The organism is Pseudomonas sp. TNT3 (genome assembly GCF_010095445.2).
Classification (GTDB): Bacteria; Pseudomonadota; Gammaproteobacteria; order Pseudomonadales; family Pseudomonadaceae; genus Aquipseudomonas.
Map to the genome: position 1 here is coordinate 12,468 of NZ_WFGV02000058.1, position 23,603 is coordinate 36,070.

At 60.5% G+C, this 23,603-nt stretch carries 17 protein-coding genes and 2 pseudogenes; 8 read left to right on the forward strand and 11 right to left on the reverse strand.

The window, feature by feature from the left end; all coding sequences use genetic code 11:
* Positions 1 to 27: 27 nt before the first annotated feature.
* The 4 genes from xsc to GBC55_RS25070 form a co-directional block, all read right to left on the reverse strand.
* Positions 28 to 1,788 carry a sulfoacetaldehyde acetyltransferase gene (xsc, locus tag GBC55_RS25055; protein ID WP_162440489.1) on the reverse strand — a complete coding sequence of 587 codons (1,761 nt, stop codon included), beginning with the start codon at positions 1,786 to 1,788 and terminating at the stop codon, positions 28 to 30.
* Positions 1,789 to 2,316: 528 nt separating this feature from the next.
* A complete protein-coding gene (locus GBC55_RS25060) occupies positions 2,317 to 3,783 on the reverse strand; it encodes a PLP-dependent aminotransferase family protein (RefSeq protein WP_162440490.1) in 1,467 nt (488 codons plus the stop codon).
* A gap of 267 nt (positions 3,784 to 4,050) precedes the next feature.
* Entirely contained in the window at positions 4,051 to 5,439 is a 1,389-nt protein-coding gene (locus GBC55_RS25065; protein ID WP_162440491.1) for an aminotransferase class III-fold pyridoxal phosphate-dependent enzyme, read from the reverse strand.
* Between the two features lie 202 nt (positions 5,440 to 5,641).
* On the reverse strand, positions 5,642 to 6,460 hold the full coding sequence (locus GBC55_RS25070; protein WP_162440492.1) for an IclR family transcriptional regulator: 819 nt from the start codon (positions 6,458 to 6,460) through the stop codon (positions 5,642 to 5,644).
* Between the two features lie 187 nt (positions 6,461 to 6,647).
* On the opposite strand from GBC55_RS25070, the gene GBC55_RS25075 reads away from it, so the two are divergent.
* The 3 genes from GBC55_RS25075 to GBC55_RS25085 all read left to right on the forward strand — a co-directional run bounded on the left by GBC55_RS25075 (position 6,648) and on the right by GBC55_RS25085 (position 11,030).
* Entirely contained in the window at positions 6,648 to 8,312 is a 1,665-nt protein-coding gene (locus GBC55_RS25075; RefSeq protein WP_162440493.1) for a choline dehydrogenase, read from the forward strand.
* Between the two features lie 68 nt (positions 8,313 to 8,380).
* Positions 8,381 to 9,703, forward strand: a complete 1,323-nt coding sequence (locus tag GBC55_RS25080) for an MFS transporter (protein WP_162440494.1) — start codon at positions 8,381 to 8,383, stop codon at positions 9,701 to 9,703.
* Between the two features lie 193 nt (positions 9,704 to 9,896).
* On the forward strand, positions 9,897 to 11,030 hold the full coding sequence (locus GBC55_RS25085; protein ID WP_162440495.1) for an aminotransferase class V-fold PLP-dependent enzyme: 1,134 nt from the start codon (positions 9,897 to 9,899) through the stop codon (positions 11,028 to 11,030).
* 70 nt (positions 11,031 to 11,100) lie between these two features.
* Here the strand turns inward: GBC55_RS25085 and GBC55_RS25090 are convergent, their stop codons facing one another.
* On the reverse strand, positions 11,101 to 11,994 hold the full coding sequence (locus GBC55_RS25090; protein WP_162440496.1) for a LysR substrate-binding domain-containing protein: 894 nt from the start codon (positions 11,992 to 11,994) through the stop codon (positions 11,101 to 11,103).
* Positions 11,995 to 12,189: 195 nt separating this feature from the next.
* Here GBC55_RS25090 and GBC55_RS25095 point away from each other — a divergent pair, with 195 nt between their 5' ends.
* The 3 genes from GBC55_RS25095 to GBC55_RS25105 are packed head-to-tail and all read left to right on the forward strand — an operon-like array spanning position 12,190 to position 16,152.
* Entirely contained in the window at positions 12,190 to 13,605 is a 1,416-nt protein-coding gene (locus tag GBC55_RS25095) for a sodium/glutamate symporter (RefSeq protein ID WP_247267000.1), read from the forward strand.
* A complete protein-coding gene (locus GBC55_RS25100) occupies positions 13,602 to 15,230 on the forward strand; it encodes an amidohydrolase (RefSeq protein ID WP_162440497.1) in 1,629 nt (542 codons plus the stop codon). The genes GBC55_RS25095 and GBC55_RS25100 overlap by 4 nt, the downstream gene beginning before the upstream one ends.
* The gene (locus tag GBC55_RS25105) at positions 15,217 to 16,152 is read left to right on the forward strand and encodes a CobW family GTP-binding protein (protein ID WP_162440498.1); all 936 of its coding nucleotides are present in this window, start codon (positions 15,217 to 15,219) and stop codon (positions 16,150 to 16,152) included. Before GBC55_RS25100 ends, GBC55_RS25105 begins: the two co-directional genes overlap by 14 nt.
* A 61-nt stretch (positions 16,153 to 16,213) precedes the next feature.
* On the opposite strand, the gene GBC55_RS25110 is transcribed toward GBC55_RS25105, so the two are convergent.
* Complete coding sequence (locus GBC55_RS25110; RefSeq protein ID WP_247267001.1) at positions 16,214 to 16,522, reverse strand: hypothetical protein; 309 nt, start codon at positions 16,520 to 16,522, stop codon at positions 16,214 to 16,216.
* Positions 16,523 to 16,681: 159 nt separating this feature from the next.
* Between GBC55_RS25110 and GBC55_RS25115 the strand changes: the two genes are divergently transcribed.
* A complete protein-coding gene (locus tag GBC55_RS25115; RefSeq protein ID WP_162440499.1) occupies positions 16,682 to 17,662 on the forward strand; it encodes a MoxR family ATPase in 981 nt (326 codons plus the stop codon).
* Positions 17,663 to 17,682: 20 nt separating this feature from the next.
* Positions 17,683 to 19,410, forward strand: a complete 1,728-nt coding sequence (locus GBC55_RS25120) for a cobalamin biosynthesis protein CobT (RefSeq protein WP_247267002.1) — start codon at positions 17,683 to 17,685, stop codon at positions 19,408 to 19,410.
* A gap of 409 nt (positions 19,411 to 19,819) precedes the next feature.
* Here the strand turns inward: GBC55_RS25120 and GBC55_RS25125 are convergent, their stop codons facing one another.
* The 5 genes and pseudogenes from GBC55_RS25125 to GBC55_RS25145 all read right to left on the reverse strand — a co-directional run.
* Positions 19,820 to 21,250 carry an amino acid permease gene (locus tag GBC55_RS25125; protein WP_194690340.1) on the reverse strand — a complete coding sequence of 477 codons (1,431 nt, stop codon included), beginning with the start codon at positions 21,248 to 21,250 and terminating at the stop codon, positions 19,820 to 19,822.
* Between the two features lie 162 nt (positions 21,251 to 21,412).
* Positions 21,413 to 21,586, reverse strand: a pseudogene (locus GBC55_RS25130) (LPXTG cell wall anchor domain-containing protein); the annotation flags it as partial.
* 90 nt (positions 21,587 to 21,676) lie between these two features.
* Complete coding sequence (locus GBC55_RS25135) at positions 21,677 to 22,060, reverse strand: cytochrome c (protein ID WP_162441163.1); 384 nt, start codon at positions 22,058 to 22,060, stop codon at positions 21,677 to 21,679.
* Between the two features lie 392 nt (positions 22,061 to 22,452).
* Positions 22,453 to 23,295 (reverse strand): hypothetical protein, encoded by an 843-nt coding sequence (locus tag GBC55_RS25140; RefSeq protein WP_162441164.1) that lies wholly within the window; start codon positions 23,293 to 23,295, stop codon positions 22,453 to 22,455.
* A gap of 13 nt (positions 23,296 to 23,308) precedes the next feature.
* A pseudogene (locus GBC55_RS25145) lies at positions 23,309 to 23,603 on the reverse strand (hypothetical protein); the annotation flags it as partial.

Here is a 23,603-nt window from a genome sequence, read left to right on the forward strand (position 1 = left end):
CCGGCGCACACCGGACACCTTGACCACTCAAACGTAGTCTTTGTATTTCTCAAGGAAACGCACTGGCTTGGACAGTGCATCGCGGCGGAACGGATCGCCCAGTTCGCGGGTGCACATGATCTCGATCACCGTGGTCTTGCCGGCCTTTTGTGCCTCGCAAGCGGCCATGAGCGCCGGGCCAACGTCTTCCAGACGGTCAACGGTCACGCCTTCAGCCCCCATCGAGCGGGCGATGCCGGCGAAGCTCTGGTTTTCCAGCTCACCTGCCACGAAGCGGCGGTTGTAGAAGTCCACCTGGTTCTTCTTCTCCGCGCCCCACTGACGGTTGTGGAACACGATCGAGGTGACCGGAATGTTCTCGCGCACGCAGGTCATGATTTCCATCATCGACATGCCCCAGGCGCCGTCACCGGCATAGGAAATGGCGGTGCGATGCGGTGCCGCGACCTTGGCGCCGATGATGGTCGGCAGCGCGTAGCCGCAGTTGCCAAAGCTCATGGCGGCGAAGAACGAACGTGGCTTCTCGAAGCGCAGGTAGCTGTTGGAGACCGAGTTGATATTGCCGATGTCCGTGGAGACCATGGCGTCGGCCGGCATGGCTTTTTCCAGTTCACGCAGGACCTGGCGCGGGTGCAGGTAGTTGCCGTCCTCACCGCTCTGCTCCTTGATCATGTCCAGCGAATATTCGTCCTTCTCGTGGATCCAGGCGTTGAGCTCGCTTTCCCAGTCGAATTTTTCCTTGGCGATTTCCTCGGCACGCGCGCCCTTGTTTTCCAGGCACTGCACGTCCAGGTTCTCCAGACGACCGAGCAGGTTGACTGCTGCGGCCTTGGCGTCGCCGCAGATGCCCACCGTGATTTTTTTCACCAGGCCGAGCATTTTCGAGTCGCAGTCGATCTGGATCACTTTGGCCTGCTTCGGCCAGTAATCAAGACCGTGCTGCGGCAAGGTGCCGAATGGGCCCAGGCGAGTGCCCAGCGCCAGTACCACGTCGGCGCGCGACAGCAGCTTCATGGCCGCCTTCGAACCTTGGTAGCCCAGCGGGCCGCACCACAACTGGTGACTGGCCGGGAAGGAGTCGTTGTGCAGGTAGCTGTTGACCACCGGCGCGCCGAGGTATTCGGCAAGTGCTTTACAGGCGTCGACCGCATCACCCATGACCACGCCGCCCCCGGAGATGATCACCGGGTATTTGGCTGCGGCCAGAATCTGCGCGGCCTCGGCCAGGCTTTGCTCGCCACCGGCGCTGCGCTCGATACGAATCGGTGTAGGGATCTCGACGTTGATGTCGCCGTAGAAGAAGTCACGCGGAATGTTCAGCTGGGTCGGACCGTTTTCCTGCATCGCCCGATCGAAGCAGCGACCGGTCAGTTCAGCCATGCGCGCCGGATTGGGCACGTGCGCCTGGTACTTGGTGATGGTTTCGAAGAATGGCAGTTGCTGGGCTTCCTGGAAGCCACCGAGGCCCTGACTCATCGAGCCGGTTTCCGGCGTAATCACTACCACCGGGCTGTGCGCCCAATACGCCGCGGCGATGGCGGTCACGAAGTTGGTGATGCCCGGACCGTTCTGCGCGATGCACACGCCGTGACGACCACTGACCCGCGAGAAACCGTCAGCCATGTGACCGGCGCCCTGCTCGTGCACCACCGGGATAAAACGGATGCCGGCCGGAGCGAAAATATCCATCGCATCCATAAAGGCCGAACCCATGATGCCGAAGACGTCGGTGACGCCGTTGGCAACCAGTGTTTCAACCATTGCTTCGCTGGGGGTCATGCGTGGCATATCGATATTCCTCTCGTTGCTTAAGGTACGGCGGCCGCGCCGCCAATGACTCGGGGCTCAGCCTTTAACCGACATGGACGCACAGGGATTCACGTGAGGTCCTTTACGCATGCCGATCTCTCCGATTGTTGTTGTGATGGAGTGTTGGGGCAGGTCGAGCGAGCCATCTCACGTTCGCGTTGAAGCGAGAACTGGCTGCCTTGGGGCTAGAGTAGGAGTCGAGAGAGGTGCCAGATAGGACCAGTTGAAGGCCACCTGTTGAGCCAGCTGGGTCCAGATTTATCCGCGCGCACAGACGATCCCGGCCAGTGCACGATGGGCGTCGTGCAAACCGAAAATCCACGCCGTTATCAGCGCGGGAGGCGATGCGGAAAAACTGGCTATCAGGTAGTACTGATCCCTGTGGGAGCTGGCTTGGTCTGGGCGGCATTCCAACGATGGCGGTGGGTCGGCAATGATGAGGTTGACTGACTGGACGCCATCGCTGGCAAGCCAGCTCCCACAATGAGATGCGCTATAGCGTGACGGTCAGCTTATTCGCTGGATAAGCTCGGCCAGCAATTTGATCCCCGGGCGGATGCGCTCGGCGTTGATCGACGAGTAGCCCAGGCGGAAGTAGTTGAGCGGCGGGTGCTCACCGATGAAGTGAATATCGCCGGGCTCGATCAGGATGCCGTGCTCGGCGGCTTCCTTCTGCAGGCGCCGCGCATCGAGGTTGTCGGGGCCTTTGACCCAGTAGCAGGAGCCGCCGAAGCTCGGCTCCTTGGAGGACTCCGGCAAGTACTCACGCAGGGCCTCGCCCATCTGCTGATGACGCTCTTCGTAAGCCCGCATCAGGCTCATGATCAATGCGTCGTGATAACCCCGTTCGAGGAACAGCGCCACCGAGCGCTGATTGTTCGCCGCCGGATGCCGCACCATCAGTCGACGCAAAGCCCGCGCCTCGCGGATCAGGGCTTCGGGGCCTACCAGATAGCCAACACGCAGACCGGGCGCCAGGGTTTTCGACAGGCTGCCGACGTAAAGTACCCGGTCATTCGTATCGAGACTCTTGAGGGCCGGGATCGGGGTGCCCTTGAAGTTGGTTTCGCTTTCGTAGTCGTCCTCGATGATCAGAAAATCGTGCTTATTGGCTCGCTCCAGTAATTCATAACGGCGCTCCAACGGCATGGTGACCGTGCTCGGGCACTGATGGCTGGGCGTGGTGTAAATGAGATCGCAGTCATTGAGTTCCTCGCTCAATATCAGCCCCTGATTGTCCACCGCCAGCGGCTGGATTCTCGAAGGATTGAGCATGGCGATGTTGCGGATGTCCATGTAGCCCGGTTCTTCAATGCCCATCAGGCTGTCGGGGCGCAACAACAGACGCGCCAGCATGTACAGCGCGTGCTGTGCACCCACCGTGACCAGGATCTGCTCAGGCTTGGCCCAGACACCACGACGTGGCAGCAGGCGCGTCCTGATCTGCTCCATCAGCAGTGGATCGTCGTTGTCGAAGCGGTCTGACGCCCAGTCACGGATCGCCGGAATGCTCACCGCGTCGCGGCAGCATTCACGCCAGTTGGCGGTGGGGAACAGGGCCGGGTCGAACTGCCCGTAGATAAAGGGGTACTTATAATTCTGCCAATCCCGTGGCTTGCTCATGTTGCGTTGCTGCGAAGGTTGCATCACGAGCCGTTGCGACCAGTCCGGCCTGGTGCTGTCGGCCTCATCCTGTCGCGCACGCGGCGCCTCGACCTTGTTCGCCAGAATATCCGGATTGACGTAGTAGCCGCTGCGCTCACGGGCTACCAGGTAGCCGTCGTCGAGCAGGTGTTCGTAGGCCAGCACCACCGTGTTGCGTGCAACGTTCAGCTGTTTGGCCAGCTTGCGACTGGAGGGCAACGGGCTGTCGAGTGGAATATTGCCGTTGAGAATCACCTGGGCGATCTGCTCACGCAGTTGCTGCTGCAGGTTGGTGGTTTTTCCGGCGGACAAATGAAACAACTGGAACATAGCGGCCTCGACTGAACGAACGACAAGCGCTGGCAGCGCTAACGCGGCGATTGCCAGCAGACTAGCAACAACCTCCCGGCAAGACTATCCAGCGCACGACCTGGAACGTCGCAGACGCAAAAACCTACCCGCGCAACGAAGATCACCGTAGGAGCTGCCGCAGGCTGCGATCTTTTGATCCTGGCCTTGAGAGCAAGATCAAAAGATCGCAGCCTGCGGCAGCTCCTACAGTGGATCGCGTTTCAGTAGTAGTGGCTGCGTTATGCGTTATGGCTGAGGTGCAAGGCGGCCAAAGGCGTTGTCCAGGGCGGTGATGATTTCATCCAGGTCCTTTTGTGTGGCGATCAACGCCGGGGCGAAGCACAGCGTATTGTTGAACTCCTCGAAGCTGCGGTTGGTACGCCCGATCATTACGCCCTGGCGCATGCAGTCAGCGGCGATGGCAATCGGCACGCTCTCCTCCACCGGCTCCTTGGTCTTGCGGTCCTTGACCAGTTCCAGACCACAGAACAGCCCCTTGCCGCGCACATCACCAATGATTGGATACTTGTCCTGCAACTCACGCAGGCGACCCATGAAGTACTCGCCCATGTGGGTGACGTTCTCCAGCAAGCCCTCATCCTCGATGATGCGCATGTTCTCCAGCGCCGCCGCCGGACCTGCAGTGCAGCCGCCGAAGGTGCTGATGTCGCGGAAGTAACCCATCCGGTCATCGGCCTCCCCCTTGAACGCTTCGAACACTTCCTCGGTAGTCACGGTGCAGGAGATCGCCGCGTAACCGCTGGCCACACCCTTGGCCATGGTGACGATGTCCGGCTTGATGCCGTAATGCTGATAGCCAAACCACTTGCCGGTACGGCCCAGGCCGCAGACCACTTCGTCAATGTGCAGGAGGATGTCGTACTTTTTGCAGATCGCCTGAATGGTCTCCCAGTAGCCTTCTGGCGGCGTGATGACACCGCCGCCAGCGGTGATCGGCTCCAGCACCACAGCCCCCACGGTATCCGGTCCTTCGGCGAGGATGACGCGCTCCATCTGCATGGCGGCGCGCACGCCGTAGTCGGCGATTTCACCGAACTGCGAGCGGTATTCACAGCAGTGTGGAAACTCGACGAAACCCGGGGTGAACGGGCCGTACTGGTTCTTGCGTTCGAACTGGCCGGTGGAACTCAGCGCCGTAATGGTCGTGCCGTGATAATCACGCTCGCGGAACAGGATCTTGTGTTTCTTGCCGCCGTACTTTTTGTGCGCAATCTGCCGCACGATCTTGTAGGCCTTCTCGTTGGCTTCGGAACCGGAGTTGGAGTAGTACACCCGGCTAAGGCCAGGCATCTTCTCGATCAGTTTTTTGGCGAACAAGGCGCCCGGTATGTTGCCCGCGGAGTTGGCGAAAAAATTCATCTTCGCCAGCTGATCGCGCACCGCGTCGGCGATCGTCTCACGGCCGTAACCCACGTTGACGGTCCACACGCCACCCGAGACAGCATCGAGGAATTCGTTGCCCTTGATGTCCCGCACGCGCATGCCCTTGCCTTCGACGATCATCAGCGGATCGTTCTGCTCCAGCGGTTTGTGCTGGGACAGGTGATGCCAGACGTGAGCGCGGTCACTGGCCAATGCCTCGACTGCATCGTACTCGTGAGCTGTTGTTTTCATGCTTACCTCTCGACTGGTGCATTTTTATTGTTGGTCACCGGGCAGGAGACACGCTCCAGGCACCGACTTACGAAGGAGCAGTACTCGGCATCGCAACGCAGCACCGCCCGATCCACCCCTAATGTCGAAATTAAGAACAAGCAGCGCTCGCAGTTAGAACCAGTTATTGACCACGCGTGATGCCAGCCACCATCAGCAAGGCTCAACCCTGGGAAGAATCCGGCGCAAAGGCCTGGGCCAGTTGCGCGGCCGCCGCCTGTAACCGGGGAATGTGTTCGATCAAGTCGCCGAGGCTTTTGCGTGCCGTAGGCGCATGGCAGGCCAGCGCCGCAAGGCAATGACCGTCGACGCTGATAATGGGCACAGCGACAGCGACCATTCCCCTGACGAACTCTTCACTGTCGATTCCTACACCGCGTACGCGGATGCGCTCCAGCTCGGTTTCCAGCAGGTCGATGTCGGTAATGCTGCGATCCGTCTGAGGCGTCAGTTCAAGGTGCTTGAGCACGGCACTGCGTCGTTGCGCCGGCATCTGTGAAAGAAACAACTTGCCGCTGGCGGTGCAATGCAGCGGCACGTGGGTACCCGGCTCGACATGCAGGCGCAGGGGCTCATGGGTTTCCACGCGGTCGATGTAAATCACACGCTCGCCATCCAGCGCCGTCAGGTTGCAGGTTTCACCCAGTTGCCGCACCAGCGCCTGCAGAATCAGGCGGCTTCGCTGCAGCACCACTTCGTTGCGCAACAGCGACAGCCCCAGGCGATTGGCGCGCGGGCCGAGCAGGTAGGCCTTCTCGTCCACTTCCCGCAAGAGATAGCCAAGCCGCTCCAGCGCGACGAGCATTCGCAACAGGGTGGCTTTGGGCGCCTCCAGTCGATCGCTCAATTGTGCGAGCGACATCGGCGCATTCGCATTGGCGACCGCCTCCAGTAGCAGCAAGGCACGCAGACTTCGATCCGGATTGTCGCCGACGACCGGCTCCAGCACGCCTTCCTCACCTTTCGGTCTGATTCGTACCATTATTGAAACCCCGATAAAAAATCACTTTCTCTATAACTCATTAATTATTAGCAGCTTAGTTAAAAACAGCGCGAAAAATACGCCGTGGACTCACAAACACCCTAACTCTGGCTCCATATAAATGGAATGTATTGTTCTATTTTCAAATCTCGATTCGCGTTCACAACAATAAAAAAGAGGATTTCGGATGTCACGTACTTATGACTTCGTCATTGTCGGCGCCGGTTCAGCCGGCTGCGTGCTGGCCAATAGACTCAGCGAACACGGGCGCTACAGCGTCTGCTTACTCGAGGCGGGGCCTGCGGATCGTTATCCGTGGATTCACATCCCGATCGGTTACGCCAAGACCATGTTCCACCCGGTCTACAACTGGGGCTTCTACACCGATCCAGACCCCGGCATGAACGACCGACGCATCTACTGGCCACGCGGCAAGGTGTTCGGTGGCTGCAGTTCAATCAACGGGCTGATTTTCATCCGTGGCCAACGCGCCGATTACGACGCCTGGGCCAGCGCCGGGAACACCGGCTGGGGCTGGGACGACGTCCTGCCCTACTTTCGCCGTGCCGAGTCCAATGACCTGGGCCCCGGCCCCACGCGCGGCACTGACGGCCCGCTATCGGCGTCCAGCATCAAGGCCCGGCATCCCCTCACTGAAGGCTTTATCGGCGCGGCCAAAGAACTTGGCGTGCCGCACATCCCGGACTTCAACACCGGTGATCAGGAAGGTGTCGGTTACTATCAACTGACCACCCGCAAGGGATTGCGCTGCAGCACGGCGGTGGCCTATTTGAACCCCGCCAAGCGCCGTCCGAACCTGACCATCGAGGCGCAAGCCCAAGCCGAAAAAATCGTCTTCGAAGGCACCCGTGCGGTCGGCGTCCAGTACCGCCAGAACGGCCAATCGCAGACCGTCAAAGCCAAGCGCGAAGTGATACTCAGCGCCGGCGCGTTACAGTCACCGCAGTTACTGCAACTGTCCGGCATCGGCCCTTCGCCGTTGCTGAAAAAATTCAATATTGCGCCGGTACATGTGCTGCCGGGCGTCGGTGAAAACCTGCAGGACCATTTGCAGATTCGCTTGATCTACGAATGCACCCAACCGATCACCACCAACGATGAACTGCGTTCGCCGCTACGAAAATTGCGCATGGGCCTGCAATGGCTGCTGACCCGCAGTGGCCCGCTGGCCATTGGCATCAACCAGGGCGGGTTGTTCACTCGGGTGCTGGAGCAAAGCGACACACCGGACATTCAGTATCACTTCGGGACCCTCAGCGCCGACTCGGCCGGCGGCAGCGTGCATCCCTTCTCGGGCTTCACCCTGTCGGTTTGCCAACTGCGTCCCGAAAGCCGCGGCCATGTGCGCATCACCTCCAGCGATCCTCTGCAACCGCCGTCGATGCAGCCCAATTACCTGTCGACCGAACTGGACCGAAAAACGGTGATTGCAGCGGTGCGCTACACCCGCAAGCTGGCCGCGACCGGTCCGTTGAAGCGGTTGATTCGCAGCGAGTATCGGCCTGGTAACGAGACCCAGAGCGACGAGCAGATTCTGGAGTTCTGCCGCCAGTACGGCGCGACCATTTTTCACCCGTCCGGAACCTGCAAGATGGGTAACGACCCGCTCGCCGTGGTGGATGCGCGCCTGCGTGTGCACGGCGTGCAGGGCTTGCGCGTCGTCGACTGCTCGATCATGCCGACACTGGTTTCGGGCAACACCAACGTTCCGGTGGTGATGATCGCCGAAAAGGCTTCGACGATGATTCTCGAAGACTGCCTGCAACCCAGTGCCCGTACACCTCACGCCACGGAGGCACCGACGCCGGTTCTGAGCACCGTCGCGTCCTGATGGAACAGTGAAAGTCGCGTGCCGTTCGCGCTCACCCTCCCTATAAATACAAGAATAGGAATACTGAGATGTCCACGCCAAATCCCGTGCGCAAGGTGGTGATAGCCAGTGTCATTGGCGCCACCATCGAGTGGTATGACTTCTTCCTCTACGGTGTCGTCGCCGGCATCGTCTTCAACCATCTGTACTTTCCGAGCGACGATCCCCTGGTCTCCACCATGCTGGCCTACGGCACGTTCGCCGTCGGTTTTCTCAGCCGACCTATCGGCGGTGTGATCTTCGGTCACTTCGGCGACAAGATTGGTCGAAAAAGCATGCTGATAATGACGATGATGATCATGGGCGTGGCCACCTTTCTGATCGGTCTGGTGCCCAGTTACGACAGCATCGGTATCTGGGCCCCGATCCTGCTACTGCTGCTGCGCGTCGTCCAGGGCATCGGCCTCGGCGGCGAATGGGGTGGCGCAGTGCTGATGGCGTTCGAGTACGCGCCGAAACACAAGCGCGGGTTCTACGCCAGCCTGCCGCAGATCGGCCTGGCCATCGGCTTGTGCCTGGCCTCGGGTGTGGTCGGGCTGCTGTCTTACATCCTGACGGACACCCAGTTTCTCGAATGGGGCTGGCGCATCGCTTTTCTGCTCAGCGCAGGCCTGGTGTTCGTTGGCACCTGGATTCGTCTGAACGTGATGGAAAGCCCTGAATTCGCCAAGGTCAAAGCAGCCAACGCCGAAGCAGCCATTCCGTTCGTTGACATGATGAAGCGCTACCCGAAAAACGTACTGGCCGGTATGGGCGCGCGTTACATCGACGGCGTGTTCTTCAATGTGTTCGGCGTATTCTCGCTCAGCTACCTGACCCAGACGCTCAATCTGCCGCGCTCCCAGGCCTTGATCGGGGTGATGATCGCGGCGGTGGTGATGTGCTTCACCATCCCGATGTTCGGCGCCTTGTCCGATCGGATTGGCCGCACCCGCGTTTACTTCTGGGGATCGCTGATCACCGCTCTCTCCGCGTTTCCGGCCTTCTGGTTGATGATGACCAGCCAGGGCGACATGTTCGTGATCTGGATGGCCATCGTGGTCCCATTCGGGATTTTTTATGCGGCAGTCTACGGACCTGAAGCGGCCATGTTCTGTGAGTTGTTCGACGCGAAAGTGCGCTACACCGGCATCTCGTTCGTCTATCAATTCTCCGGCATTTTCGCCAGCGGCCTGACCCCTATGATCGCCACCGCGTTGATGCGCAGCAGCGGCGGGCAACCCTGGACGACCTGTCTCTACGTACTGTTCGCCGGCGCCGTCAGTGCTTATTGCGCCCGGTGGATCGGCCAGCGCAAAGGCGAACAGATGACGCCCGAATTAAGCGCTGCCCCGCGTACCTCCTCCTCATGACGGCCTGATCCGCTAAGCTCAGCGCATCGCCCGATTCCCGACCGGAACCGGGCTTTGTGCGTTCTTCCCGCTGGATGCCAGGCAAATCTGACCTGGCTTGCAGTTCCTGCAATTTGATCCCGGGGCACCTTGTCATTTGCCGAGGCTTGAGGCAGGGTCGATACCAATGAGATTTCTGCCACAGGAGTCACCCATGTCAAAGCTATATCCCAGTGTCGATCCCGAGGGACTGGTCGAGTACTCGGTGGTCTACACCGACCGCTCGCTCAACCACATGTCGCAGACGTTCCAAGGGGTGATGAACAACATCTCCAGCACCCTGAAAAAGGTCTACAACGCCCAGGCCGTTGCGGTGGTTCCCGGCAGCGGCACCTTCGGCATGGAAGCGGTGGCACGGCAGTTTGCCGGCGACCGGCAATGCCTGGTGATCCGCAACGGATGGTTCAGTTATCGCTGGAGCCAGATCCTTGAAATGGGCAACATCCCGGCTGCCACCACGGTACTCAAAGCCCGACCGGTCGAGTCCGGTCGCCAGGCCGCCTACGCTCCACCGCCCCTCGATGAAGTGCTGGCCGCCATTCAGGCGAAGAAGCCGCAGGTTGTCTTCGCGCCCCACGTTGAAACTTCTTCGGGGATCATTCTTCCCGATGATTACCTGCGCGCCGTCGGTGACGCCGTGCATGCCGTGGGTGGCCTGTTCGTGCTGGACTGCATCGCCTCGGGCGCGCTGTGGGTCGACATGCAGAAGTGCGCGGTCGACCTGCTGATCAGCGCACCGCAAAAAGGCTGGAGCGCATCGCCCTGCTGCGCCTTGGTGATGTTCAGTCCCCTGGCCCTCGAGCGCATCGAACAGACGCAGAGCAGCAGCTTTGCCTGTGACCTGAAAAAATGGCTGCAGATCATGCAGGCCTACGAACAGGGCGGGCACGCCTACCACGCAACCATGCCCAGCGATGCCCTCGCGCGCTTTAACGATGTGATGAAAGAGACCGAAGCCTACGGCTTCGAAAAGGTCCGCGCCGAACAGCAGGCGCTGGGTGACCAGGTACGCGCGCTGTTGGCCGGCAAAGGCATCAAAAGCGTGGCCGCTGCTGGTTTCGAAGCCCCGGGTGTCGTGGTGAGCTACACCGATGATCCGGAGATCAAGAGCGGCAAGAGGTTCGCCGCCCACGGTCTGCAGATCGCGGCCGGCGTGCCGTTGCAATGCGACGAACCGGCCGACTTCCAGACCTTCCGCATCGGTCTGTTCGGGCTCGACAAACTGCACAATATCGAGCGCACCGTCAGCACCTTCGAACAGGCGCTGAACGAGGTCATGGGGCGCTGAGCCACCCGCCTTCGCTGAGGCTCGCAGAGGATGACAACCTCCTGCGAGCCGGTCAGCTGCTGCCGTAGCCTCAAAGAGGCGGCGTCCGCTGCCTGAGAAAGTCGATGAACTTTTGCTGCACCGGCGTCACCGAGTTTTTCAGCCAGGCCGCCAGGGTACAGACGCGCGCGTCGACGCTTTTCAGTGGAATCAGCACCACGCCCTTGCGATTGAAATTTCCCGCACTTTCCAGATGGACCGTCACGCCGATATTGGCCGCGACAAACCCGAAAACACCTTCGCTGTTGTACGCCTCTTGTACGACCTGGGGCAGGAATCCGGCACTGATGCACAGCGCGTCGAGCTGTCGCCGATAGTGCGACCAGTGACTCATCACGCCCATCACAAAAGGCTCCTGCGCAAGGTCCGACAAACTCACCTCGGACTGCTCCGCCAACGGATGTCGCTGCGGCAGCACCGCGACAAAGCGGTCGCGCTGCACTTCGATACTGTCGATGTTCGGGTCGAGCAAGGGCCCGGTGATAAACGCAAACTCGATGCTCCCACCCTTTAATAATTCGAGTTGCTGTTGGGTCGAACCGAAGACGAGTTCGGCCCTGATTTGCGGATAGTCGCGGTGAAATCCGTCAAGGATGGGTGGCAGCTGGCCTGAGACCGCGAAGTCGGTGTAACCAATCCGCAGTTGGCCAATCTGCCCGGCCCCCGCCTTGCGTGCGTCATGCACGGCGCTCTCCAGATGCTCGAAGACCGTTCGGCTTCCTGCCAGGAAAACCCGGCCCGCTTCGGTCAGTTCGACCCGTCGGTTGCTGCGCAACAACAGCACTTCGCCGACGCTTTCCTCCAGTTGCTGAATGGTTCGACTCAGGGCCGGTTGCGCCAGATTCAGGCGCTCGGCCGCTCGGCGAAAATGCAGTTCTTCGGCCACGGCCTCGAAGGCTCGCAGATGACGCAGATCGATTCGCACATCAATACCTTCCAGGCATCACTCGTTATCCAACCGATATTATACAGGTCACATTCATTGCTCTACCGTTGAGTTGCGTCGGGTATGGATGAGCAGAATTCCCTCGCCACAGATCCGTGCAAACAGAGGGAGGTGCAGGACGTTGCGACGTCACTTCACCACTCCAAAAAAACAATAAATATAAGAAGAGGGTTGATGATGGAAAGCACCTTCCACGGAATAATCGCCTTTGCCCTGCTGGCGGGCATGCTGCTGGTGGGCAGTATCCTGCGTAACCGCATTGGCCTGTTCCGCAACTCGCTGGCACCGGCCAGTATGATCGGCGGCATGCTCGGATTTACGCTGTTATCGTTCGGGCTGATACCGGGGTTTGAGGCCAGTGACTTCGAAGCCCTGACCTTCCACTTTTTCACCTTGAGCTTCATGTCCCTGTGCCTCACCGGCAAAAGCAAAGACGCCGCCCTTTCAGGTGGCAGCGTGGTACGCGGTGGACTGTGGCTCACGCTGATCTGGACGATCAGCCTGGGGCTGCAAGGCGTGATTGGCTATCTGGTGATCAGCGGTTATGACGCGGTCACCGGCGCCGGTATCAGCGAATGGCTGGGCGCCATTGTCACCCATGGTTTCACCCAAGGCCCTGGCCAGGCGCTGACCTACGGCGGCCTCTGGGAGAAAGAGTACGGGATTGCAAACGCGGCCCAGGTCGGTCTGATTTATGCGTCCCTCGGGTTTCTGGTGGCCTTCGTTGTCGGTGTGCCGATGGCCAACAACTTTATCCGCCGTGGGCTCAATGCCAACAAAGCCTCGAACATCGATGACAACTTCAAATCGGGCTTTTACAACGGGACGCAGGTACCGAGCAGCGGCCGCATGGTCTCGCACCCGGCAAATCTGGATTCGCTGGCCTATCACCTCGGACTGCTCGCCGTTGCCTACCTGATCACCTACGTCTGGCTGAGCTTCATGCAAGGTCAGATCAAGGATTTCTCGGCAGGCGGCGTCAACCTCTCGGTGCTGTTCAGCTACAACCTGTTTTTCCTTCATGGCCTGGCGGTCTGTGTGTTGATGCGCCTGGTGATCGACCGCTGCGGTCTGGCCCATCGCGTCGATGACGAAACCCTGAAACGCATCACCGGCTCATCCATCGACTTCATGGTCGTGGGCACCCTGATGAGCATCCAGTTTGCCGTGCTCTACGCCCTGCTCACGCCGATCCTGCTGGTGACGGTTGCCGTGACGTTGGTCACATTGATCGGCTGTCTCTATCTCGGGCGCCTGAGCGGAACCCTCGGACCGGAACGGGCGATTACCGCGTTTGGTTGCTGCTGTGGTTCGACCGGCACCGGTCTGCTGCTGTTACGCATGATGGATGCCGACTTCAGTACCTCCGTGCCCAAGGAGCTCGCGTTCTTCAACCTGGCGATCATCTTCAGCACGTTCCACATCCTGTTTTTCTTTGCCCCGATCGTGCCCTCGCTGGGCGGCTGGAACTACCTGCTTGTCTTCGGCGGCACGGCACTGGTCTTCCTCGCCTGCGTTCCACTGCTGATGAAATTCAGGGCCAGTACCGCCCCTGCCCCGACGACCCCGATCAAGGAGTCCTGCCAATGAGCATTACCGTCTTCACCGCCAAGCGCATCCTCACAATGAATCCCTCCCAGCCTGAAGCCACACACATTGCGGTGCGCGACGGCCGCGTGCTGTGCGTCGGCCCGCTGAAGGTGATGCAAGAGCTGGGGGACTACACGCTGGATCGGCGCTTTGCGGACCACACCATCCTGCCGGGCTTCGTCGAAGGGCATAGCCACGCCCTCGAAGGCGCCATGTGGAATTACCTCTACCTGGGCTACTTTGCCCGCGTCGATCCTGAAGGGACTCACTGGTCCGGTGCGGACAGCATCGCCGCCATGCAACAACGCCTGCGCGACGCTGCCGAAGGGTTGGCACCCGGCGAACCGCTGATCGCCTGGGGCTTCGACCCCGTCTATTTCGAAGGTGCCCGACTCGACCGGCAGCTGCTGGATGGTGCCGTGAAAGACCGACCGGTCGTGGTCATGCATGCAAGCCTGCACGTCATGACGGTCAACAGCCGGATGCTTGAACAGTCTGATCTTGACCGCCATCCGGGGATCGAAGGGATCATGCTCGACGCCGATGGCCGGCCTAACGGTGAGCTGCAGGAAATGGCGGCGATGCATGCCATTTTCGAAACCCTGGAGATGAATCTGTTTGAGGCCGTGTCGTCCCCCGGCACGCTGCGACGCTATGGTCAGGCTGCCCGCAATGCCGGGATCACGACCATCACCGACCTCTATAACCCCCTGACCGATGACGGTATCGCAGCGCTGAGATTGGTGACGAGCGAAGCTGATTTTCCCGTGCGCCTGGTGCCGGCGATGAGTGCGCTGGCCTGGTCGCCGGAACAGGGCGTCGAACGCCTGCAGCACTGCCTGCCACTGGGCAACGACAAGCTGAAATTTGGCTTGGTGAAGATGATGACGGACGGCTCAATCCAGGGCTATACGGCGCGAATGAAGTGGCCTTACTACCACGATGGTCATGCCAACGGCATCTGGAACGCGCCACCCGAAGCCCTGCAGGAGATGGTGCAGGTTTACCATCAGGCGGGGCTGCAATTGCATATCCACACCAACGGTGATGAAGCGGTCGAGTTGATGCTGGATGCCGTGGAAAGCGCCCTGGATCTGTGGCCACGTGCCGATCACAGGCATACGCTGCAGCATTGCCAGGTGATCGACCATGCTCAGCTACGGCGCACGGCCAAACTCGGCCTGTGCCTGAACATGTTTGCCAACCATCTGTATTACTGGGGCGACATTCACCGTCGACACACCTTGGGCTACGAGCGCAGTCGTCGACTTGAGCCCCTCGCTTCCGCGCGGCGGCTGGGCATCGTCACCGCGATCCACAGTGACGCGCCGGTAACGCCGCTTGGGCCGCTGTTCACGGCCTGGTGCGCGGTGATGCGCGAAACCGCCTCCGGCGAAGTGTTGGGTAAAGAAGAGCGCGTGAGTGTTCCACAGGCACTGGAAATGATCACGCTGGGCGCGGCCTACACCTTGCGTCTCGATCACCTGGTCGGCAGCCTCGAAATCGGTAAATTCGCGGACATGGTGGTACTCGATCAGGACCCGTTGACCATCGATCCGGCGCAGTTGCGCACGGTTCGCGTGCTGGCAACCGTGCTGGGAGGTGAGGTCCATGCCAACACCTGACCCGGTGCCCCTGACGGTCATCACCGGCTTCCTCGGTGGCGGAAAGACCACCTACCTCAATGAGCTGATTCGACAGGGATTGCCCCCGGACAGCCTGATCGTGGTGAATGACTTCGGTGACATCAACATCGATGCCGAGCTGATTGACTACCGCGATGACAGAATCCTGCAACTGGGCAATGGCTGTATCTGCTGCACGCTGGGCGGCACCCTGGCAGAACAATTGGCCCAGGCGATGCGGATGGAGCAGCGACCCGGCGCGATCTATATCGAAGCCAGCGGCGTCGCGGAGCCTGCGCGCATCGCCGATATTGCGCGGGTATCACGGCAGTTGAGGCTGGAGTCGGTGGTCTGCCTGATCGACGCCAGTCAGATTTCCCATCATGCCCAAAGCCGTTACACCGCAGACGTCTGGCGGGCCCAGATTGCCGCCTCCGACCAGTTGATCATCAATCGCCTGCCGGCGGACGGTAGCGTCGAGTATGCGCGAGCGCTGGCCATTCTCCGGGACCTGAATGGCCCCGCGATGCAAGCGCTAAACGACGGCTTGCAAGCTCCATCAGCCATCGCTCGCACGGTCCCGACGACTGATCGCCTCACACCCGTGCCACCCGCGGCCGCGAGTGAAAACAGCTGGGGTTCTGTCAGTGTGAAGTACGCCGCGGCCATCGATGCCGCTCGGCTCGAACAGCTGCTAGGTGAATATGCCGATGTCTTGCTCCGCGCCAAAGGAATACTGGAGCGGCTCGATCGTGACGGGCCTCAGGTGTTGCAGCTGAGTGGCCGCAGCATTCGCTGGCTGGCGGCCACACGGGCGGCGGCGGGAAACCACCTGGTGTGCATCGGCATCAAAGGCGCGCGCTTTGACGAACTGGGCGCCCGACTGATGCAACTCGAGCGCACTCAAGACTCGCGTCACTAATCCAGACACGCCTGGGGCGCGCGTCTGGATTCACTGGCCGATTCTGGCTGTAGAGTCGGTCTCAGGCGCTGACCTTTTCGCCCTGCTGCTGCATCAGGCTGGCCATCCTGCGGCCAAACAACTTGGCCAGTGCCTCAGGGTCGCCAGCGGCTTCGTCCAGTGCTTCAACCACCGCTTGCAGGGTTGGCCGGGTCTTGGCCAGCAGTTCGTCGATGTAGTACTCCGGAGTGATGTGCATATGCGCCTCGTAGCGGCGAAAGAGTGCGAGGAGCTCCGGGTCCAGCTTGATTGTCAGGGTATCGGCGGACATCTGATTGACCTCTCCAGGTTGTTCGGCGGCAACCGCCACGGGTTTTACCAGCGCGACCATCCTTAGCCGCCAGCGCCCTGGACCATAGGGCCAGTCGCTGCCCACCCGTGGCGCCAGTCACTGCAACTGGCCACATCGGGTGCCGGGAACTGGTCCCTCCCCAACACGGGTCACCTCCCTAGAATCAAGACTTCCTTTCCGGCCCCCGAGGCGATATTCATGACCGACCTGAACTTCGAACCCGCCAGCCGCCTGGTCCCTGTACGGGAGTTGTTCGGTATCGACTCCAGCCTGCGCGTTCCCGTGTTTCTCACGCCAGACGAACATGTGCCGCAGATCGACGCGGCCTATCGCTTCAATCCAGAAGTCACCCTGGCGATTCTCGCGGGCTTCACGCGCAATCGCCGGGTGATGCTGCAAGGCTTGCACGGCAGCGGCAAGTCGACCCATATCGAACAGGTCGCGGCGCGGCTCAACTGGCCTTGCACCCGGGTCAACCTGGACGGCCATATCAGCCGCCTGGACCTGATCGGCAAGGACGGCATTGTGTTGCGCGAGGGCAAGCAGGTCACCGAGTTTCAGGAAGGCATTTTGCCCTGGGCCCTGCGTCGCCCCATGGCGCTGATTTTCGATGAATACGACGCGGGTCGACCGGATGTGATGTTCGTGATTCAGCGCATCCTCGAACGCGACGGCAAGCTCAATCTGCTGGACCAGAATCAGGTGATCCTGCCGCACCCGTCGTTCCGCCTGTTCGCGACCGCCAACACCGTTGGCCTGGGCAATCTGAACGGACTGTACAACGGCACCCAGGTGCTCAATCAGGCGCAGCTGGATCGCTGGAACATCGTCGCCACCCTGAATTATCTGCCCCAGGCTGAAGAAGTCGCGATCGTCGCCTCCCGGGTGCCGCACTTGCTCGCCCGGCACGGCGAACCGTTGCTGACGCAGATGGTGGCGGTGGCCGACCTGACGCGCCAAGGCTTCGCCAGCGGCGACCTGTCGACCCTGATGTCGCCACGCTGCGTGATTTCCTGGGCGGAAAACATGGAGATTTTCAGCGACCCGGCGTTGGCGTTCCGCCTGTCATTCCTCAACAAATGCGACGAAGCAGAGCGGCCCATCGTCGCCGAGTACTACCAACGCTGTTTCGATCAGGAGCTGACCGAGTCGGCGTTCCCCCTGCTGGCACTGGCCTGAACCCGCACAGGAAGACCACGATGAACCCGCCTCCACGTCGCGAGAAACGCCAGCAACAACTCGAGGAGCTCTGTGCGGCGACGCTGCGGGCATTGTCCGGCGAGCCACGCGTGCGTTATCGCGGTGGCCGTCTGGAAGTGCAGGAACGGCACTTCCCGGTGCGCGCGCCACACCTTCATCCAGACCCGGAACGTGATGAAAGTCGAGCCTGGCGCGGGGTGTCTGACAGCCTGGCGCTGCGTTTGAAACACAGCGATCCGGCCCTGGTCCGCCAGGTGCTGCCGGCGCAACCCATCGCGCGCCTGGTGTTCGAACTGCTTGAGCAACTGCGCGTTGAGTCGTTGGTAGCCGACTGTCATCCCGGCGTGCGGCGCAATCTGTTGCAGCGCTTCGAGCAGTGGAGCCAGCAGTTTCTCGACGCTGGACAGGCCGAGGGACACGTCGGCCTGCTGCTCTTCACCCTGGCGCAGATGAGCTGGATTCTGCTGTGTGGCGGCCGCGCCGGGGAACAGACGGAGATGCTCATTGAGGCACCTCGCTTGAGCCTGTTGGGGCATTTCGGCGCGGCCTTCGGGCTGATGCGTCGCTGTCGTCATCACCAGGTGGAATTTTCCGGGCATGCCCTGGTGATCGCCGCCAAGGCACAGGAATTGATCGAGAACCTGGATGCCGAATTGCTCGATAACGACGAGCGCAAGGTCTCGGAAATCACCGAGAAGACCCACCTGGCCTTTGCCCTGTTACTCGACGTTGATCAGGATGGCGAGGGCGAGGTCAACAGCAGCGGTGCTGCCGAAGGTAATTCGCGCGGCAGCAGCAACGCCTTTACCTATCAGGTGTTCAGCCGCGACTACGATTGCGAGCGTCACGCCGCAAGCCTGGTACGGCCCGAATTGTTGCGCGAACTGCGCCAGCGCCTCGACCGCCGCCTGGCCGGTCAGGGACTTAATCTGCCGCGCCTGGCCAAGCGCCTGGGCGCCCTGTTGGCGGCGCCTCGTCGAGATGGCTGGGCCTTCGCCCAAACCGACGGACAGATCGATGCCGGGCGCCTCAGTCGCCTGATCATCAGCCCCGAGCAACGGGAGATTTTTCGCCACGAACAGGAGCGTCCGCACAGTGATTGCCTGGTCAGCCTGCTGATCGACAACTCCGGCTCCATGCGCAACCACATCGACAGCGTCGCCCTGCTGGCTGACGCCTTCAGTCGTGCCCTGGAACTGGCGGGTGCACGCTGTGAAATCCTCGGGTTCACGACCGGCCAATGGAACGGCGGACGCCCGTTGAAGCGCTGGCGCGCCATGGGCCAGCCCGCCAATCCGGGACGGCTCAACGAGCTTAGCCATGTGGTCTACAAGGATGCCGAAACGTCCTGGCGCCGCGCGCGGCCGACCATTGCCGCACTGCTCAAGTCGGATCTGTTTCGCGAAGGCATCGACGGCGAGGCGCTCCTCTGGGCGCGTCAACGGCTGCTGCAGCGCGACGCACGACGACGCATCCTGATCGTCATCTCCGACGGCTGCCCGATGGACAGCGCGACCCACCAGACCAACCAGCAGGACATCCTCGACCTGCACCTCAAACACGTGGCACGACAGATCGAACAGGAGCCCGGCATCGAGCTGTATGCCCTCGGCGTCGGTCTGGATCTGAGCCCCTACTATCGCAATAGCCTGGAGCTCGATCTGTCGCGCAGCCTGGACAATGCCGTGTTCGACGAAATCCTGCGGCTGCTTAAGGGCCGTTGCTGAGCCTGCTGCCGATCATTCAAGTGTGATGATAAGAACCTGTGGCGAGGGGATTTATCCCCGTCCGGCTGCGCAGCAGTCGTAAAGCCAGCTCATGCGGTTTGCCAAATACACCTCGATTGCAGTTTTTGGGGCTGCTTCGCAGCCCAACGGGGATAAATCCCCTCGCCACAGATATGTATTACTCGCATTGTTTCTTCACTGACTAGTCATTCCCACCACCACAAATCACTCAGCAACAGTGTTGTCTGTTTTTACGACTGCTGCGCAAGATCGCGGCCCGAGCCTAACGCAGCCTCGCGGGCTCGGCAGCTGCTATAGGGGCGCAGGTGCTTTGGAGATCGGTGATCAGAGACCACAAAAAAAGCCGCCAATCGGCGACTTTTATTGGGATCCCTTTCAGTCCTGACGACTAGCTGCTAACCGGTACGATTTCCGGCAGGCCCTTGATCCGCCGCCAGATGGTGCGACTGATGAACGCCAGAATCAGAATCGCCAGGCTGACGACACCCAATGCCAGCGGCATGCGTTGATCGGGTATGAAGGCCATGCCGGTTACGATGCCGAGCATGCCGAAGATCGCGACGTAGGTCAGGTAGGGATAGCACCACATCCGCACCTTGAGTTTCTCCGGCGCCTCGCGTTCCAGCTTCGCCCGCAAGCGCAGTTGAGACAGGGCGATCAGCACATAGACGAAGATCGCCACGGTGCCATAGGAGTTGACCAGGAAGGCGAAGATGGTGTCCGGCGATATGTACGACATGACCACCGACAGATAGCCGAACAGCGTGCCGAAGAAGATCGCCCGGCGCGGTACGCCGCTCTTGGACAACTTGGCCAGGCTGCGCGGTGCGTCGCCGCGTTTGGTCAGTGCGAACAGCATGCGCGAAGACGCATAAATGCCCGAATTGAGACAGGACAGCACGGCCGTGAGCACGATGGCGTTCATCACGTGCGCGGCCCAGTCGAAGCCCATGGCTGCCAGCGCGCTGGAATACGGCGTGAGCATGGCGGGCGAATCCCAAGGGACCAGGGTGACCACCAGCAGGATCGAGCCGACGTAGAAGAACAGGACGCGAGTGATCACCGAGTTGGTGGCCCGCGCCACCGAGCGGACCGGGTCGGACGATTCGGCGGCCGCCACGGTGACGATCTCCGCGCCAAAATAAAACCCGGTCGCAGCCACCGCGCCAGTCAGCACCGGGCCGATGCCGTTCGGCATGAAGCCACCGTGACTGAGCATCGAAGTCAACCCGTGATGGGTTTCAGTCGGCCACATGCCTAACAGGTACAACCCGCCCAGAAGCAGGAACACCATGATGGCCGCCACCTTGATCGAGGAAAACCAGAACTCGAACTCGCCGAACGAGGCGACCGAGCACAGGTTGGTGAGGGTCAGAATGATCATCAACGTGAGGCTGATGCCCCAGGCCGGTACGTCCGGCAACCAGAACTGAATGAGCGAAGCGCCAGCTACAGCTTCCACTGCAACAACGATCACCCAGAAGTACCAGTACATCCAGCCGGTGAGGAAGCCGGCGAGTTGGCTCGTCTGTTTGTGATCCGCCCAGGCCATGCGCGCATATTCGTAGAAGGATCCGACGGTCGGCAGGGCGCAGGCCATCTCGCCAAGCATGCGCATGATCAGGATGACCAGTACGCCAGTGACCAGAAAGGACACCAGGGCTGCGGGCCCCGCAGACTGGATGACGACACCGCTGCCGACGAACAGGCCGGCACCGATGACACCACCCAGGGCGATCATGGCCATGTGACGTTGCTTGAGTCCCGATTGCAGGCCGCCGTTGGCGCTCTCCGATCGGGTTTGTTGAGGTACGGACATGCTGCTCACCCCATTCGTTTTTATTTTAGGTTGAAAGTCAGTACAGAAGCAGCCGGTCATCGCCGTTATGGTCGGGGGCGAAACAGGCTGCCTACGCAGTGTCTTCCGGGAGGGCAGAACTTTTTAGGGCCAATTGCGGCACGCTGCTGGAGCCACGTTTGCTCACGTATTATTTTTTTTGAACAGCATCAGGAGCAGCGCGGTTGCGGCTAGCAATGCGCCCATGAGGAACGTGCTGTTTGATCCGGTAGTCTGCCATAGCCAACCGGCGAGTACGCTGGCGATCAGCGTGCAGACACCACTGATCCGATTGAAACGACCGAAGGCAGTGCCGCGCGCTTCTCCATTTCCGGGCTCGCCTGAACAGGCGACGGGACGGGTGATGATGACTGCCAATGAAAACCTCAGCCAGCTCACCTCTGGACATCATCGATTTCTGGAAATCACGCTGCTCATGTATTGATTCAAATCGCGAAAATCTTTCACCTGCCATGCGAACGGCGCCAGCTTGACGCCATTCTCGCGCAAGGTTCTTGGGATCAAGTCGCCGTTTGGGCGAAGAATTATTGATGACACGATCACGCCTGGATAATCACTCAGGCGTTTTTTGAAGGCGGTTGTCGTCAGATCAGGCGTGGGAGGATTGCTCTTGTTAGCCAAGGGACCTGTTCCCTTGATATCTGCTCCGTGGCACATGGCACAGCGCTGCACATAGAGGTTTTTTCCGTTGACGTTATCCGCGAAAGACAGGGCTGTCTGGATGAGCGTTAAAACGGTCAGCGAAGCGATGAATACGGTTTTTTTTCTCATTGTCCATGTGCCTGAGTACCCAAGAACCCGCCCGACTCTGGCCAGGCAATCCGTGCCTGGTAAAGAGCCAGAGTCAGGTGAGTGGTGAGATCCTAGCAGATTGGATCCAAACCGGCATTGAGACTTTTTCTCTCCCTCCGGGCGCTTTCAGCGTTGGCAACATCAGCCCAGTTGAATCTGGATCTTTTCCACGACCTCCTGCATCGCCGGCAAGTAGCGACGCGCGGCTTCCTCGATGGGCATCGCCTTGGCGATGTACACCAGATTCAGGCAGCCCATGACCTGCTCCGCATGCATAACGGGAATCGCAATGGCGGCAATTTTGCGTTCCTCGCCCCAATGGGAATTATTTTCGCCATGCCCTTTGCTGAGCGTGTTCCACAGCGAAGGCTTCAGGACGCGGCGGGAACCGTCACGAGGAAAGGCACGGTACGAATCTTGTCGCCGCCCTTGAATTGAATCCACAAGGCATAAGGCCCCGCATGCGCTGGTTTGGCATGCAGTATCAACTGCGCCGACACCGCGCCTGAATCGCCATGGCCGCCGTGGACTGACTGCCCCGGCATCGGCGCCGCCATGGCATGCGCATGCACATAGTCCAGCTCATCGGTACTGACGAATACCGCATGGGCCGCTACTCCCAGGTAGGTGTCCAGGTCCTGGGCAGGTTTGCCATCCTTGAGTACGGTCAGCGACATCATGCTTTCGGTGCCGGCGCGCAGGGCCGAGGTATCCAACTTGACCGTATAGGGGCCATCGCTACCTTGCACCGGTTTGGCCGGCGCCTGGGCAGCGGGGTCGGTATCGTCCTGCACAGGCACCTCGAAGCGCACCACCTGCTGGCCGAGCCCGCTCGGCACGGCATCGGCATAGACGTAATAGGTGCCCGACCGGGGAAACTTCATCGCGACCCTGAAACGGCCGTCGGCACCCAGCTTGGCCGCGTGCTCATGGATGAAGCTGGAGAAGTCGCTGGCGGTCGCCAGCACATGGAGTCGCTGGGTCAGTTCTTCGTCAAACTGCAGGATCGGTTGCCCGGTGGCCTTGTCGGTAAAAGCGATCGACAACTCCCGTGTCAAAGGGCCGGTCTCTTTGACGCTCAACGCCCCCACGACCTTTTCGCTCTCGCCGGGCAGTGCGAACGAGCCCTTCGTACTTTCCTGCGCCGCCACTGACGGCATTGTTGCCGCGCCTGGCACCGCCAGGCCAACGGTCAGAACCTTTTTGTTATCCATATGGGTTTACTCCTCATTCGATAAATGGTGGCTTGCGACAGGAAATCCGCCGCACAGCCGTCCTTCGCCGAACACCGCAAGCACTGCGCTTGCGTAAAACAACAGTGTCTAACGCAGCGCGGCGGCACCGCTGCACACCTGCCCCGCCTGCTCGCAGATTTGCCAGCCACCACCCAGTGCCTTGTAGATGCCGACCACCGCCAAGCGCTGCTCCGTGCGTGCGACGGTCAGTGCGCGGCGGCTGGTGAAGTCCGCTCGCTCGGCTTCCAGCACGTCCAGGTACATCCCCTCACCTTCCGTGAAGCGGG